Source organism: Pseudomonas sp. GNP012, assembly GCF_054343835.1.
Genome location: NZ_JBTGUU010000001.1, coordinates 3,263,780 through 3,278,623 on the forward strand (window position 1 = coordinate 3,263,780; position 14,844 = coordinate 3,278,623).

Here is a 14,844-nt window from a genome sequence, read left to right on the forward strand (position 1 = left end):
GGTCCGTTGTGGGAGCGGGCTTGCTCGCGAAAGCGGTGTATCAGACAACATGAATGTCGACTGACTGGACGCCTTCGCGAGCAAGCCCGCTCCCACAGGATGGGTCCGCGTTCTATCTTGAACTGGCTCTACTCTCGCTCAAGTTGACGTTAACGTAAAGGGTGATTGACAGCCATTCGTCACAGGCTTACGTTAACGTAAAGGTGAGAACCCGATCACGGCCCTCTCCCGCCCTACAAAAAAGCCAAAAGGTGACCCATGAGCTACCCATCCCTGAACTTTGCCCTCGGTGAAACCATCGACATGCTGCGCGATCAGGTCCAGTCCTTCGTCGCCAAGGAGATCGCCCCACGCGCCGCTCAGATCGACATCGACAACCTGTTCCCCGCCGACCTGTGGCGCAAATTCGGCGACATGGGCCTGCTGGGTATTACCGTGCCGGAAGAGTACGGCGGCGCTGGCCTGGGTTACCTGGCTCACGTGGTCGCAATGGAAGAAATCAGCCGTGGTTCGGCCTCGGTGGCCCTGTCCTATGGCGCCCACTCCAACCTCTGCGTGAACCAGATCAACCGCAACGGCAACCACGAACAGAAATCCAAATACCTGCCGAAGCTGATCAGCGGCGAGCACATCGGTGCGCTGGCCATGAGTGAGCCGAATGCCGGTTCCGACGTGGTCTCGATGAAACTGCGCGCCGACAAGCGTGGCGACCACTACGTGCTCAACGGCAGCAAGACCTGGATCACCAACGGTCCGGACGCCAACACCTACGTGATCTACGCCAAGACCGACCTGGAAAAGGGCCCCCACGGCATCACCGCGTTCATCGTCGAGCGCGACTGGAAAGGTTTCAGCCGCAGCAACAAGTTCGACAAGCTCGGCATGCGCGGTTCGAACACCTGCGAGTTGTTCTTCGATGACGTCGAAGTGCCGGAAGAAAACATCCTCGGCGTACTCAACGGTGGCGTGAAAGTGCTGATGAGCGGCCTTGACTACGAGCGCGTCGTCCTTTCAGGTGGCCCGACCGGGATCATGCAGGCCTGCATGGACCTGATCGTGCCGTACATCCACGACCGCAAGCAGTTCGGCCAAAGCATCGGCGAATTCCAGCTGATCCAGGGCAAGGTCGCCGACATGTACACCCAGCTCAACGCCAGCCGCGCCTACCTGTACGCCGTGGCCCAGGCTTGCGAGCGCGGCGAAACCACGCGCAAGGACGCCGCCGGCGTGATCCTCTACAGCGCCGAACGCGCCACGCAAATGGCCCTCGACGCGATCCAGATTCTCGGTGGCAACGGCTATATCAATGAATTCCCGGCCGGTCGTCTGTTGCGTGACGCCAAGCTGTACGAAATCGGCGCGGGCACCAGTGAGATCCGTCGCATGCTGATCGGTCGCGAACTGTTCAACGAAACCCGCTAAACGGAGCTGTCCATGGCTACCCTGCATACCCAGCTCAACCCCCGTTCAGCGGAGTTCGCCACCAACAGTGCGGCGATGCTCAAGCAGGTCGACGCGTTGCACACCCTGCTCGCCCAAGTGGCGCAAGGTGGCGGCCCGAAGGCTCAGGAACGCCACACCTCGCGGGGCAAACTGCTGCCTCGCGAGCGCATCAACCGCTTGCTCGATCCGGGCTCACCGTTTCTGGAAATCAGCCAACTGGCGGCGTATGAGGTGTATGGCGAAGACGTCCCTGCTGCGGGCGTGATCGCCGGGATCGGTCGCGTGGAAGGCGTCGAATGCATGATCGTCGCCAACGACGCCACGGTAAAAGGCGGCTCGTATTACCCGCTGACCGTGAAAAAACACCTGCGCGCCCAGACCATTGCCCAGCAGAATCGCCTGCCGTGCATTTACCTGGTGGATTCGGGCGGCGCCAACCTGCCGCGTCAGGATGAAGTGTTCCCGGACCGCGAGCACTTTGGGCGGATCTTCTTCAACCAGGCCAACATGAGCGCCATGGGCATTCCGCAGATTGCCGTGGTCATGGGTTCTTGCACCGCTGGCGGCGCCTACGTGCCGGCGATGGCCGACGAAGCGATCATGGTCCGCGAGCAAGCGACCATCTTCCTCGCCGGCCCGCCGCTGGTGAAGGCCGCGACCGGTGAAGTGGTCAGCGCCGAGGACCTCGGCGGGGCCGATGTGCACTGCAAGATTTCCGGGGTGGCCGACCATTACGCCGAGAGCGATGAACACGCCCTGGCCCTGGCACGCCGCAGCGTCGCCAACCTCAACTGGCGCAAACAAGGCGAGGTTCAACAACGCACGCCGATCGCCCCGCTCTACAGCAGCGACGAGTTGTACGGCGTGGTGCCGGCCGATGCCAAGCAGCCGTTCGACGTGCGCGAAGTCATCGCGCGACTGGTGGACGGGTCGGTGTTCGACGAGTTCAAGGCGCTGTTCGGGACAACGCTGGTCTGCGGTTTTGCTTACCTGCACGGTTACCCGATCGCGATCCTCGCCAACAACGGCATTCTTTTCGCTGAAGCTGCGCAGAAAGGCGCGCACTTCATTGAACTGGCATGCCAGCGCGGCATTCCGTTGTTGTTCCTGCAAAACATCACCGGCTTCATGGTCGGCCAGAAATACGAAGCCGGCGGTATTGCCAAGCACGGCGCGAAACTGGTGACGGCGGTGGCTTGCGCCAAGGTGCCGAAGTTCACGGTGATCATCGGCGGCAGCTTCGGTGCCGGTAACTACGGCATGTGCGGTCGCGCCTACGATCCGCGCTTCTTGTGGATGTGGCCAAACGCACGCATCGGTGTGATGGGCGCCGAACAGGCGGCCGGCGTGCTGGTGCAGGTCAAGCGCGAACAGGCCGAACGCAGCGGCCATGGCTTCAGTGCCGAGCAGGAAGCCGAGATCAAGCAACCGATCCTCGACCAGTACGAAGAACAGGGTCACCCCTACTATTCCAGCGCGCGCCTGTGGGACGACGGTGTCATCGACCCGGCCCAGACCCGCGACGTACTGGCCCTGGCCTTGTCCGCGTCGTTGAACGCGCCAATCGAACCGAGCCGCTTCGGCGTGTTCCGGATGTGATTTTTTTGTTGTAGGAGCGAGCCTGCTCGCGATGGACGTTAACGATAACGCGTGTTTTCTGAAAAAACGCGCCGCCCTGTAGCCCATCGCGAGCAAGCTCGCTCCTACACAAGAGCCGTGGAGACGGACGAATATGAGCGACTTCAACACCCTCGAACTGCTGAGCGATCCAAGGGGTTTTGCGACTCTCTGGCTCAGCCGTGAAGAAAAGAACAACGCCTTCAACGCCGAAATGATCCGAGAACTGATCATCGCCCTCGACAAAGTCGCGAGCGATGCCAGCCTGCGCTTCCTGATCGTGCGCGGCCGTGGCAAGCATTTCAGCGCCGGCGCTGACCTGGCCTGGATGCAGCAATCGGCCGAACTCGATTACGCCACCAACCTCGATGACGCCCGGGAACTGGCGGAGTTGATGTACAACCTGGCCAAACTGAAAGTGCCGACCCTGGCCGTGGTGCAAGGCGCAGCCTTCGGCGGTGCGCTGGGCCTGATCAGTTGCTGCGACATGGCCATCGGTGCCGATGACGCGCAGTTCTGCCTGTCGGAAGTGCGCATCGGCCTGGCACCGGCAGTGATCAGCCCATTCGTGGTGCAAGCCATCGGCGAGCGCGCGACCCGGCGTTATGCCCTGACGGCCGAGCGCTTTGGCGGGCAACGGGCACGGGAAATCGGCCTGTTGTCGGAGAGCTATGCAAGTGCCGAACTGGATCAGAAAGTCGAGCAGTGGATCGACAACCTGCTGCTCAACAGCCCGGCGGCCATGCGCGCCAGCAAGGATCTGTTGCGCGAAGTCGGCGACGGCTCATTGACCCCGGCATTGCGCCGCTACACCGAAAACGCCATCGCCCGCATCCGCGTCAGCCCCGAGGGGCAGGAAGGCCTGCGTGCCTTCCTGCAAAAACGTCCGCCGAGCTGGCAAGCCGAAACCACCAAGGAGCCCCGTTGATGAGCGCACCTGTCCTCACCACCCTGCTGGTGGCCAACCGTGGCGAAATCGCTTGCCGGGTGATGCGCACCGCCAAGGCCCTGGGCCTGACGACCGTGGCCGTGCACAGCGCCACCGACCGTGACGCCCGGCACAGCCGCGAAGCCGACATTCGCGTTGACCTGGGTGGCAGCAAAGCCGCCGACAGCTACCTGCAGATCGACAAACTGATCGCCGCCGCCAAGGCCAGCGGCGCCCAGGCGATTCACCCTGGCTATGGTTTTCTGTCGGAGAACGCCGGATTCGCCCGCACCATCGAAAACGCCGGCCTGATTTTCCTCGGCCCACCTGCCTCTGCCATCGACGCCATGGGCAGCAAGTCCGCGGCCAAAGCCTTGATGGAAACCGCCGGCGTGCCACTGGTGCCCGGTTATCACGGCGAAGCCCAGGACCTGGAAACCTTCCGCGATGCCTGCGAACGCATCGGCTACCCGGTGCTGCTCAAGGCCACCGCAGGTGGCGGCGGCAAAGGCATGAAAGTGGTCGAGGACGTCAGCCAGCTGGCCGAAGCCCTTGCCTCGGCCCAGCGTGAGGCGCAATCGTCGTTCGGCGATTCGCGGATGCTGGTAGAGAAATACCTGCTCAAGCCACGTCATGTGGAAATCCAGGTGTTCGCCGACCAGCACGGCAACTGCCTGTACCTCAACGAGCGTGACTGCTCGATTCAGCGCCGGCACCAGAAAGTCGTCGAAGAAGCCCCGGCACCGGGCCTGAGTCCGGAACTGCGGCGCGCCATGGGGGAAGCGGCCGTGCGTTCGGCGCAGGCCATCGGCTACGTCGGTGCCGGCACCGTTGAGTTTTTGCTGGATGCGCGCGGCGAGTTCTTCTTCATGGAGATGAACACCCGTCTGCAAGTCGAACACCCGGTCACCGAAGCCATCACCGGTCTCGACCTGGTGGCCTGGCAGATTCGCGTGGCACGCGGCGAAGCATTGCCGATGACTCAGGATCAGGTGCCGCTGGTGGGCCACGCGATCGAAGTGCGGCTGTACGCCGAAGATCCGGGCAATGATTTCCTGCCGGCGACCGGTCGCCTGGAGCTGTATCGCGAATCCGCCCCGGGGCCCGGACGCCGGGTGGACAGCGGCGTTGAAGAAGGCGATGAAATTTCGCCGTTCTACGACCCGATGCTCGGCAAGCTGATTGCCTGGGGCGAGGATCGTGAACAGGCACGGTTGCGCCTGCTGAGCATGCTCGACGAGTTCGCCATCGGTGGGTTGAAAACCAACATCAACTTCCTGCGGCGCATCATCGGTCACCCGGCGTTCGCCGCTGCCGAACTCGATACCGGCTTCATTCCGCGCTATCAGGAACAGTTGCTGCCGGCGCCAGCGCAACTCGGCGATGAGTTCTGGCAAGCCGCCGCCCAGGCATTTGCCCAGAGCCAGCCGCATGCAACCCGTGCCGATGACCCGGGTTCACCGTGGGCGGCGCCTAATGGTCTGCGTGCCGGTTTGCCGAGAGAAATCACTCTGCACTTGAGTTGTGAAGGCCAGGACCGTGCACTGACGCTGGGCGATATCAATGCTGACAGTGCCCGGCTCAAGGGTGAGCATCTGTTGACCGAGCAGGCTGGCGTGCGTCGTCAACACCGCGCAATACGCCGTGGCGAGCATGTGTATTTGCAGTGGGATGGCGAATTGCACCGCATCGAGGCCTACGACCCGATCAGCGCCGTCGAGGCCAGCCACAGCCATCAGGGCGGGCTGACCGCACCGATGAACGGCAGCATCGTCCGCGTGCTGGTGGAGGCCGGGCAATCGGTCGAGGCCGGGGCGCAGTTGGTGGTACTGGAAGCGATGAAGATGGAGCACAGCATTCGCGCGCCCCATGCCGGGGTGATCAAGGCGCTGTATTGCCAGGAAGGCGAGATGGTCAGCGAAGGCAGTGCGCTGGTCGAACTGGAAGAAGCGTGAAATGAAGATCGGTCCTGCGCATTGCCAGGACCGATCTGATCAGAACCTGGCGGTTGCCTGAACCACTACGCCGATGATTCGACATTCATCGGCGTACAAGGCTTTCGGATACGTCGGATTGAGCGGGACCAGATAACGCTGACCGCCCTCTTCGATCAGCTTGCGAAACGTGGCTTCAGTGCTGTCCGGCCACTGGGCGATGACCAGTTTGCCAGGCACGGCTTCCACAGCCGGGTCCACCAGGATCAACATGCCTTCCGGGATGCTGATGCCATTGGGCGCGGTCATCGCATCGCCCGCCACTCTCAACCAGAATGCCGGCCCCCGGGCGTGGTAATCGGACAGTTCATAGCGCTCCTTGCCATACACCGGGACCTCGCCGTCGCGCAATTCGGCAGGCTCGTGCCAATCACTGATCGGGTAGCGAAAGTACGGGTTGTACTTGTGGGTCAGGGGAGTTTCGTCTTCCGTTGACGCCTGCGGTTCCCGGATCACCAGCGCCACTTCGAGAAACTCCAGGCCCAGCGCCTGCAACACACGGTTCATGTCTTCGATGCCGGGCTCACGACGTTTGTTGAGCCAGTGGCCAATGCCGCCCTGGGACATCCCGAGGCGCTCGGCGAGTATCTCTTGAGTGATTTTGAGTTCACTCATCTTGGCCTTGACCAATTCAATCCATTTATCCATGTGCGGCACGATACGTGGGCGCCTCCGACCATCAAAACACAAATTGTAGTATTTAAATCCTCGTCACAAATACAGTTCGTATTAGGATCGACTCACGGATCTGAATCTAACACGGAGCTTGCCATCGCCATGAACCCACCCGCCAATGACCTGCCGGACATGCAAATCGACACTACCCTCACCTCATCCCTGGACTCGGCGGCGGCACAACGCGCGCTGGACTATTACCTGAAACCTGCCGTTTCGGAGGAAGTGGCCGAGTCGCGTTTTTTTGATGTCAACCGCAACATAAGCGGCGAAGAGGCGCTGGTCCATGCCTTGGACCTGCTGCGCTGTGCCGCCGCCACCGCGTACGAATCAGCCAGTCACCTGCAAGGCGCAAACCGTGACCTGGCGTTTTCGACGGTGCACATGATCGACATGGCCAAGGCGATGGTTGATCGATCGCTGGAAAAGTATGAAAACGCTTGAAGTGAGAAGGTAAATCGAGAGGACAGGAAAGAATTTTCCTGTCGTGCAGGTAAAAATGCTTGACCTGCAAACGAGAATGATTATTATTGCATCAACTGGTCGCGAGATCAGTCGATGGACCAGGGGACCTTAGGTCGGTCTCCTGGACTATCTCCTCATCAGGCTAATCACGGTTTTTGACCCGGCTTTTTGCCGGGTCTTTTTTTGCCAGTTTTTTCTGGCTTTGGCTTCAGGCTAATGAAGTCTTTGGGTGCCGCAAATTCGATGGCGCGGATGATATCAAAAGAATGCCAGTTGGCAAGAGAGGCCCGGCATCATGGGTTCAAACCAGCGACAGATAGCACTTGAGAATCAATCGCACAGTCTCTAAGCTGCGTCAGCGTCAAGGAGGACGCCCCCACCTCTGCAGCCCGCAATTTCCCTCGGTTTCACCCCCTCTTGCGTGTAAAGTAGCCGCGATAAAAATCATATTCAGGACCCGATTATGACCGTGGGCAAATCCTCTTTCGACATCAGTGCCAACTTCGACAGCGGCAACATCCAAGTCATCGACATCAGCGATCCGCTCAAACCGCTTCTGGCCATTCGCCCGGACACCCGCAGCGCCCATTTCCAGTGGTTCCACTTCAAGGCCAGCGGCCTGCATGTCGGCCAGGAGCACTGGTTTCGCCTGAACAATGCCAGCCAGTCCTCCTATAACAAGGCCTGGACCGGCTATCAGGCGGTGGCGTCCTACGATCACGTCAACTGGTTCCGCGTACCCACCATTTTTGAAGGCGACTGCCTGCGTTTCAGCCTCGAAGCCGAGCAGACCCACGCCTGGTTCGCCTACTTCGAACCCTACAGCCGTGGACGTCACGACTGGCTGATCGAGCAGGCGCTGAGCAAGGCCGGTACCGAACTGCTGGCCACCGGCAAGAGCGTCGAAGGCCGTGACATCCAGCTGTTGCGCAAAGGCACCGGGGCCGAAGGCCGACGCAAGGTGTGGATGATTGCCCAGCAACATCCTGGCGAACACATGGCCGAGTGGTTCATGGAAGGCGTGATCGAACGCCTGGAAAAACACGACGACCCTGTGCTGAACAAACTGCTGGCCAGCGCCGACCTGTACCTGGTGCCGAACATGAACCCGGACGGCGCTTTCCACGGCCACCTGCGCACCAACGCCATGGGCCAGGACCTCAATCGTGCCTGGCAGAGCGCCAGCCAGGAAATCAGCCCGGAGGTCCTGTTCGTTCAGCAGCAGATGGAAAAGTACGGCGTCGATATGTTCCTCGACGTCCATGGTGACGAGGAAATCCCTCACGTGTTCACCGCCGGCTGCGAAGGCAATCCAGGCTACACGCCACGGGTCGAAAAGCTCGAAGAACACTTCCGCAGCCACCTGAAGCACACCACCAAAGACTTCCAGACCAAGTACGGCTACACCCGCGACGAACCGGGCCAGGCCAACATGACGCTGGCCTGCAACAGCGTCGGCCAGAAGTACGACTGCCTGTCGCTGACCCTGGAAATGCCGTTCAAGGATCATGACGACCACCCGAATCCGTTGACGGGCTGGTCGGGCAAGCGGTCGAAGCAGTTGGGCAAGGATGTGCTGACCACGCTTGCCGATATGGTCGATACCTTGCGCTGATCACCCTTCAGGATCAAAAGATCGCAGCCTTCGGCAGCTCCTACAGGAATCGGCGTACCTCTGTAGGAGCTGCCGCAGGCTGCGATCTTTTTTCAGGCGGCGATTAACCCCGATCCTTACCCCGCAACATACTGTCCAGCACTTCATCTCGCCGCACCCAACCGTGAAACAACGCGGCCGCCAGATGCAGCAACACGGTCAGAAACAGTAGATACGCCAGATACCCGTGCGCCTTGCGCAAAAACGCAAACAGCTGTGCATTCGCCGACACAATCGACGGCAGTTGCAACGTACTGCTGAGCATGACCGGCTCGCCCGATGCCGAAATCATCGCCCAGCCCAGCAGCGGCAAGACCAGCATCAGTGCATACAACAAGACATGCGAGGCCTTGGCCGCCAACGCTTGCCAACCCGGCAGATCCGCCGGCAGCGGAGGCTGCGTGGTAGAGAAACGCACCACCAGACGCACGATTACCAACAGCAAAATCGCGACCCCCAAGGGTTTGTGCAAATGGATCAGCCATTCATGCCGCTCGGACACCGAGGCGACCATGCCGGCACCGATAAACAGCATGGCGATGATCATCAGCGCCATCAGCCAGTGCAGCAGGCGTGCCAGCGGGGCAAAGTGGTTCGGTTGAGTGCTCATTGCCGGGTCTCCTGTGTGGCGGCGGGCAACTGGCTGACTTCGCTGGTGCGACGCAGGTAGGAATTGGCGTAACCGGCTGAACGAGCGGCAAGCAACGGGTCGTCGGAACCTTCGATCCCGGCAGGCAACACCAGCGGATCGTAATTGATGTCACGGCATTCGCCGTTGAGTTGCGGCTGAGTCTTTTCAAGCACCAGAGTGCCAGCGTTCAACACCTTGCGTCCTTCGGGCCAGGCCTTGCTGGCGTCGTTCACCGGATCGCCGGGGTTGGCCAGGGTGATGTTCAGTTGCCAGCGCAACGGGCCTGCGGCGATTCGCTGGACCAGGTCTTTCTCCAGGAAATCACTGCCCTCCGGCGCCGTGGCCCCGGGTGCATCCTGGGCCAGAGGCACCATGTTCCAGCGCACGGCCTGGCGTTGGCCCGCCGCGTTGACCAGGTAGAACGCATTGACGCTGTTGTAGTTTTCGGTCACATAACTGGCCGACGGCTTGGCGGTTTTGATCCAGGCCAGGAAAGGTGCCGCTTCGGGGTGCGAAGCAAAGAATGCGGGCACAGCCTTGGGGTCCGGTTTGCCGGTGGCCGGGTCTGGTGACTGGGCTTTTTGCAATTGATAGAACGCCTCGGGCGTGCCCACCGGGAACACCGGCATGCTGTTCATCCCGGTGCGCCACTGCTGGCCGTTGGCCTGAGTGAAGCGCAGGGCCATGCTGCGGATCGGCACGGCACTGTCCGGCGCGTAGGGGTTACCGGCCGGCAAGGCGAAACGCCCGACCACCGGCGTCTGCGCCTCATTGAAGACCTGAGCGGTGGAATAGCTGCGCACCTCACCGCTGCTTTCGAAGTGCCCGATCACGCACACGCCTTTTGAATGGTTGCGACGGAAACCCGGATGCACGCCGTTGTTGGTTTCCAGCACGTTGATCAGTTTCTTCGGGGTCAGGCGCTGTGGGTCGAAGGTGCCGTTGACGTAGGCAAACGCCCCTGCCAGTGCGGCAACGACCACGGCAATGCCCGCCAGACGCAACGTCAGGCTGGCCGCACTCAAGGGTGGCCGGGTGGGCGGTGATGATCGATCTACCATGAAAGACTCCAGGGCCATCGGCCACAAGTGAGAAGAATCAAGCAGACGAACCGCAGGCAGGTTTATTCCAGCGTGCGGTATTTATTTTTTCAGGCGTGGAATAACCTCGAGTACCGGGCGTCTTCCTAGTCCCAAGCGTAGTGACTAGCCAGAACTTCATGAACGATATCGACGAACAACTGAGAGAAATTATTCCCAGATTGCGGCGATTTGCTGTGTCGTTGACACGCAACTCCAGCAGCGCCGACGATCTGGTGCAGGCCAGCCTGGAGCGGGCACTGTCGAGTTGGGCTGGCAAACGCGCCGAGGGCGACTTGCGCGCCTGGCTGTTCTCGATTCTGTATCGGCAGTTTCTCGATGCGCACCGCCGCTCCCGGCGCTACGCGCGCATGCTCGATTTTTTCACCGGCCGTGACGATGCCCAGCCCTCGGTGGAGCGCACCGTCATTGCCCAATCGACCCTCAATGCCTTCGATCAACTGCCCACCGAACAACGCGCGCTGCTGCTCTGGGTCTCGGTAGAAGGCTTGAGTTACAAAGAGGTCGCCGAGATTCTCGACGTCCCCACCGGCACCGTGATGTCCCGCCTGTCCCGGGCTCGCCAGGCCCTGCGCCAACTCAGCGATGGCGAAATCAACCGCCCATCCCTGCGGAGACTCAAATGATCAGCATGCCCCCCAGCGAGCGAGACCTGCACGCCTACGTCGACCACCAACTGAGCGACGCCGACCGGCGCCTGGTGGAGACATTTCTGGCCAGTAACCCGCCCGTGGCGGCACAAGTGCGCGCCTGGCAGCAGGATGCCCAGGCACTGCGCGCGGCCTTGAGTGGAGCCTTGCAACAACCGTCGAACCCGGACCTGGATCCGGCGGTGATACGCCAGCGCCTCAAACGCCAATCCCGTCGACACCTGGCCAGTGCCGCGGTATTGCTCATCGCCGTCAGCTTCGGCGGTTTCAGCGGTTGGCAAGCGCGGGAGATGACACTCGCGAGCCCCCAGCTTCCAATGACCGATGCCCTGCAGGCGTATCGCCTGATTGCCCAGCAAGGCATCCTGCCGGCGGATTACAAGGCCGGCGACGACGGTGACATGCAAGGTTGGCTCGACCGCTACTTCACCCGGGCCAATCGCCTGCCCGACCTCTCGGGTGCCGGGTTCAAGCCGGCCAGCGGGCGTTTGCTGAGTACCGAGCAAGGCCCGGCAGCGATGGTGGTCTACGAGAATCAGGGCGGGCAGAAAATCAGTTTCTATGTGCGCCCGCCAGGACCGAAAAACTACCTGCTGCCCCGTGGCAGCCGTAGCGATGGAGACCTGCAGGCCGAGTACTGGTCGGGTGCTGGCTACAACTATGCGATGGTCAGCCCGGCGGACACAGCGGCGGCGCAGATGCTCAAGCAGACCACTCGGTTCTGATCCCCCTCTGTGGGAGCAAGCTTGCTCCCACAGGGTTTGCGGTGTTCCTTCAGAACCCGGTTACGGTGGCCCGGACAGGTCAACTCCGCTGGAAGCACATTCCCTGCTCTGGTTAAACTATGCCGCCGCAGCTCGGGGAGCCTGCCCGCACACCAGAGGTGACATCTCAGTGGCCGTTCGACCACCCAATCGTTCGCGAATCAAATCGCGCTGGCAATCGTTGCGTCGTCTTCTCGGCAAGGCACCGGCTGCCGGCAACGCCGAGGCAGGCGAGGCTATCCACGACTACTTTCGTCACCAGGCCCATTCCCGGGGCTACACCCTCAGTCACAGCCAGCAACGCGTGATCGACTGCATGGCCCGGCATACCTGCCTGTTGATGGGCGCTTCGACGCAAACCCTTCCGGGTCTTTACCTGCATGGTGCCGTGGGGCGCGGCAAGAGCTGGCTGCTCGACGGTTTTTTCCGCGCCGTTCCCCTCGTGCAAAAACAGCGCCTGCACTTTCATCAGTTTTTCGCCCAACTGCACCAGGGCATGTTCGAGCATCGCGAACATCCCGAGGCCCTGGCGATCACCCTGGATGCATTGCTCAGCGATTGCAGGGTGCTGTGTTTCGATGAGTTCCATGTGCACGACATCGGCGATGCGATGCTCATCACCCGGTTGTTCAAGGCACTGTTTCAGCGCGGCATCCTGTTGCTGGTCACCTCCAACTACCCGCCCGCAGGCCTGTTGCCCAATCCGCTGTACCACGCCCGCTTCAAACCGGTGATCGACTTGATCAATGCACGCATGCAAGTCATGGAAGTCGGCGGTCCACACGACTATCGCAGCCAGGTCCGCAGCCATGCGCAGCAGCTGTTCACCCAAGGCCATTATGTGTGGCCAGCCAGCGCGGTGCAGCGGCGCTCATTGAATCTGCCGGATCGCGGCGCCCCGCCCCTATTGCTCCCCGTAGGCACCCGGCATTTCCAGGCGCGTTTGTGCGATGAGCGCCGCATCGGTTTTACTTTCGCCGACCTGTGCGACCAGCCTGTGGCCGTGATGGATTACCTGGAGCTATGCCGCCGCTTCGATCGCTGGATCATCGATGACCTGCCGCGGCTCGCTGAGTGCTCGATGGCCGCCCAACAGCGCTTCATCAACCTCATCGACGTACTGTACGACCAGGACAAGCACCTGACACTGCTCGCACAACACGCCCTGCGCGAATGCCTGGACGGCGATGCCATCGATCTGGCCCGCACCCGCAGTCGACTGGGGCAACTGGTCGAAGTCAGCGAACCGGCCTGACCGATATTATTGTGTTGTATTGACGGGCCTCTTCGCGAGCAAGCCCGCTCCCACATTGGATCTGTGCCAAGACAAAAATCCAATGTGGGAGTGGCGGTGCGACGATTCGACTTGCTCGCGAAAGCGGCCTGACAGGCGCCACATCTTTCCCGCTATCATGTCGCCCATTTCCCACGCGTCCTCCCCTTGGCTAATGGCGAATCTGTTCATGCATACCCTTGCTCAATTGCGTGCCGGCGAGTTGTCAGGCATCACGCGGCTGGATCTGGTCGACGGCCTCACGGAATTCCCCCGGGAGATTTTCGATCTGGCGGACTCGCTGGAAGTACTCAACCTCAGCGGCAATGCCTTGAGCACCCTGCCGGAAGACTTGCATCGCCTAACCCGTCTGCGCGTGCTGTTCTGCTCCGATAACCGCTTCACCGAGTTGCCGGCCTGTCTGGGCCAATGCGCCGCACTGACGATGATCGGCTTCAAGGCCAACCGCATCTCCCACGTGCCCGCTGCGGCGCTGCCACCACGGCTGCGTTGGCTGATCCTGACCGACAACTGCATCGAGACGCTGCCGAGCGAGTTGGGAGAGCGGCCATACCTGCAAAAGCTCATGCTCGCCGGCAACCGTTTGCACGCGCTGCCGGAGTCGTTGCGTCAGTGCCATCGGCTGGAGCTGATCCGCATCGCGGCCAACCAGTTGACCGAGTTGCCGCTATGGCTGCTGGAATTGCCGAGCCTGACCTGGCTGGCGTACGCCGGTAACCCGCTGGAAACCGAAGCCGATGCCGCGGCCCTCGACGCGACACCGCGCATTGACTGGTCGGCATTGCGCCTGGAAAAAAAGCTTGGCGAAGGTGCGTCCGGGGTGATCCATCAGGCGGTCTGGCAACAGGCAGAGCAACCGCCCATGGCCGTTGCGGTGAAGCTCTACAAGGGCGAAATGACCAGCGATGGTTCACCGCTGCACGAGATGAACGCCTGCATCACCGCCGGCCTGCACCCGAACCTGATCCGCGTCGAAGGGCGGATTGTCGATCATCCGCAGCAAACCGCCGGGCTGGTGATGCAACTGATCGCACCGAGTTACCGCAACCTCGCCGCACTGCCGAGCCTAGCGTCGTGCAGCCGCGACATCTACCCCGACGACTTGCGCTTCAGTGCGGCCGTGGCGCTGCGCATTGCCTCGGGCATTGCCTCGGTGGCCGAACACCTGCACAGCCATGGCATCACCCACGGCGACCTCTACGGGCACAATATCCTGTGGAATGAGCAGGGAGACTGCTTGCTGGGGGACTTTGGCGCGGCGTCGTTCCACGGGATTTCCGACAGCCTTGAAAGCCGTGCCTTGCAGCGGATCGAGGTGCGGGCGTTCGGGGTGTTGCTGGGGGAGTTGCTGGTGCGGATCGACTCGGGGTTGAGCGATGATCGGCGTGGAGTGCTGGAAGATCTGGAGCGGCGTTGCTGTCAGCCGCAGGTGCTGGCGCGGCCGGGGTTTAGCGAAGTCGTGCGGCAATTGGAAAGTCTGTGACCGCTATGCGGTCAATCGTCGGATCGCCGCCCGGAGCAAGCTCGCTCCCACATTAGACCGCGCCCAACCAGGCAACTCGGTCAACTGTGGGAGCGAGCTTGCTCGCGATGACGGTCTGACAGACAACAGAACCGTCATTGACACAA

General features: G+C 61.4%; 13 protein-coding genes. 10 read left to right on the top strand and 3 right to left on the bottom strand.

Annotated features, from left to right (window positions below; all coding sequences use genetic code 11):
- Positions 1-258: 258 nt before the first annotated feature.
- From ACXX83_RS14605 to ACXX83_RS14620, 4 genes are all read left to right on the top strand, one after another.
- Entirely contained in the window at positions 259-1,422 is a 1,164-nt protein-coding gene (locus tag ACXX83_RS14605; protein WP_008031893.1) for an isovaleryl-CoA dehydrogenase, read from the top strand.
- A 12-nt stretch (positions 1,423-1,434) separates the two neighbouring features.
- Positions 1,435-3,042, top strand: coding sequence for a carboxyl transferase domain-containing protein (locus tag ACXX83_RS14610; RefSeq protein WP_015094351.1), 1,608 nt, complete (start codon positions 1,435-1,437; stop codon positions 3,040-3,042).
- Positions 3,043-3,175: 133 nt separating this feature from the next.
- Complete coding sequence (locus ACXX83_RS14615) at positions 3,176-3,988, top strand: gamma-carboxygeranoyl-CoA hydratase (RefSeq protein ID WP_458374273.1); 813 nt, start codon at positions 3,176-3,178, stop codon at positions 3,986-3,988.
- Positions 3,988-5,943 (top strand): acetyl/propionyl/methylcrotonyl-CoA carboxylase subunit alpha, encoded by a 1,956-nt coding sequence (locus ACXX83_RS14620; RefSeq protein ID WP_458548931.1) that lies wholly within the window; start codon positions 3,988-3,990, stop codon positions 5,941-5,943. The genes ACXX83_RS14615 and ACXX83_RS14620 overlap by 1 nt, the downstream gene beginning before the upstream one ends.
- 39 nt (positions 5,944-5,982) lie before the next feature.
- On the opposite strand, the gene ACXX83_RS14625 is transcribed toward ACXX83_RS14620, so the two are convergent.
- Positions 5,983-6,630, bottom strand: coding sequence for a LexA family protein (locus tag ACXX83_RS14625; protein WP_458548932.1), 648 nt, complete (start codon positions 6,628-6,630; stop codon positions 5,983-5,985).
- Between the two features lie 129 nt (positions 6,631-6,759).
- Here ACXX83_RS14625 and ACXX83_RS14630 point away from each other — a divergent pair, with 129 nt between their 5' ends.
- On the top strand, positions 6,760-7,101 hold the full coding sequence (locus ACXX83_RS14630; RefSeq protein WP_217835729.1) for a DUF6124 family protein: 342 nt from the start codon (positions 6,760-6,762) through the stop codon (positions 7,099-7,101).
- 484 nt (positions 7,102-7,585) lie between these two features.
- On the top strand, positions 7,586-8,737 hold the full coding sequence (locus ACXX83_RS14635) for a M14 family metallopeptidase (protein ID WP_458548933.1): 1,152 nt from the start codon (positions 7,586-7,588) through the stop codon (positions 8,735-8,737).
- A gap of 103 nt (positions 8,738-8,840) precedes the next feature.
- On the opposite strand, the gene ACXX83_RS14640 is transcribed toward ACXX83_RS14635, so the two are convergent.
- Together ACXX83_RS14640 and ACXX83_RS14645 are read right to left on the bottom strand one after the other, a co-directional pair.
- Positions 8,841-9,386, bottom strand: a complete 546-nt coding sequence (locus ACXX83_RS14640; protein ID WP_458548934.1) for a cytochrome b — start codon at positions 9,384-9,386, stop codon at positions 8,841-8,843.
- A complete protein-coding gene (locus ACXX83_RS14645) occupies positions 9,383-10,468 on the bottom strand; it encodes a catalase family peroxidase (protein ID WP_407801150.1) in 1,086 nt (361 codons plus the stop codon). The genes ACXX83_RS14640 and ACXX83_RS14645 overlap by 4 nt, the downstream gene beginning before the upstream one ends.
- A gap of 158 nt (positions 10,469-10,626) precedes the next feature.
- Here ACXX83_RS14645 and ACXX83_RS14650 point away from each other — a divergent pair, with 158 nt between their 5' ends.
- The 4 genes from ACXX83_RS14650 to ACXX83_RS14665 all read left to right on the top strand — a co-directional run bounded on the left by ACXX83_RS14650 (position 10,627) and on the right by ACXX83_RS14665 (position 14,698).
- Positions 10,627-11,133 (top strand): sigma-70 family RNA polymerase sigma factor, encoded by a 507-nt coding sequence (locus tag ACXX83_RS14650; protein ID WP_015094344.1) that lies wholly within the window; start codon positions 10,627-10,629, stop codon positions 11,131-11,133.
- Positions 11,130-11,882, top strand: coding sequence for an anti-sigma factor family protein (locus ACXX83_RS14655; RefSeq protein ID WP_458548935.1), 753 nt, complete (start codon positions 11,130-11,132; stop codon positions 11,880-11,882). Before ACXX83_RS14650 ends, ACXX83_RS14655 begins: the two co-directional genes overlap by 4 nt.
- Positions 11,883-12,051: 169 nt before the next feature.
- The gene (zapE, locus tag ACXX83_RS14660; RefSeq protein ID WP_458548936.1) at positions 12,052-13,176 is read left to right on the top strand and encodes a cell division protein ZapE; all 1,125 of its coding nucleotides are present in this window, start codon (positions 12,052-12,054) and stop codon (positions 13,174-13,176) included.
- 208 nt (positions 13,177-13,384) lie between these two features.
- On the top strand, positions 13,385-14,698 hold the full coding sequence (locus tag ACXX83_RS14665) for a leucine-rich repeat-containing protein kinase family protein (protein ID WP_458548937.1): 1,314 nt from the start codon (positions 13,385-13,387) through the stop codon (positions 14,696-14,698).
- The last annotated feature ends 146 nt before the right edge of the window (positions 14,699-14,844 follow it).

Excerpts from the sequence above, each read along its gene's own strand:
- ACXX83_RS14605 (WP_008031893.1), top strand. The coding sequence starts at position 259 with ATGAGCTACCCATCCCTGAACTTTGCCCTCGGTGAAACCATCGACATG.
- ACXX83_RS14610 (WP_015094351.1), top strand. The coding sequence starts at position 1,435 with ATGGCTACCCTGCATACCCAGCTCAACCCCCGTTCAGCGGAGTTCGCC.
- ACXX83_RS14615 (WP_458374273.1), top strand. The coding sequence starts at position 3,176 with ATGAGCGACTTCAACACCCTCGAACTGCTGAGCGATCCAAGGGGTTTT.
- ACXX83_RS14620 (WP_458548931.1), top strand. The coding sequence starts at position 3,988 with ATGAGCGCACCTGTCCTCACCACCCTGCTGGTGGCCAACCGTGGCGAA.
- ACXX83_RS14625 (WP_458548932.1), bottom strand. The coding sequence starts at position 6,630 with ATGGATAAATGGATTGAATTGGTCAAGGCCAAGATGAGTGAACTCAAA.
- ACXX83_RS14630 (WP_217835729.1), top strand. The coding sequence starts at position 6,760 with ATGAACCCACCCGCCAATGACCTGCCGGACATGCAAATCGACACTACC.
- ACXX83_RS14635 (WP_458548933.1), top strand. The coding sequence starts at position 7,586 with ATGACCGTGGGCAAATCCTCTTTCGACATCAGTGCCAACTTCGACAGC.
- ACXX83_RS14640 (WP_458548934.1), bottom strand. The coding sequence starts at position 9,386 with ATGAGCACTCAACCGAACCACTTTGCCCCGCTGGCACGCCTGCTGCAC.
- ACXX83_RS14645 (WP_407801150.1), bottom strand. The coding sequence starts at position 10,468 with ATGGTAGATCGATCATCACCGCCCACCCGGCCACCCTTGAGTGCGGCC.
- ACXX83_RS14650 (WP_015094344.1), top strand. The coding sequence starts at position 10,627 with ATGAACGATATCGACGAACAACTGAGAGAAATTATTCCCAGATTGCGG.
- ACXX83_RS14655 (WP_458548935.1), top strand. The coding sequence starts at position 11,130 with ATGATCAGCATGCCCCCCAGCGAGCGAGACCTGCACGCCTACGTCGAC.
- ACXX83_RS14665 (WP_458548937.1), top strand. The coding sequence starts at position 13,385 with ATGCATACCCTTGCTCAATTGCGTGCCGGCGAGTTGTCAGGCATCACG.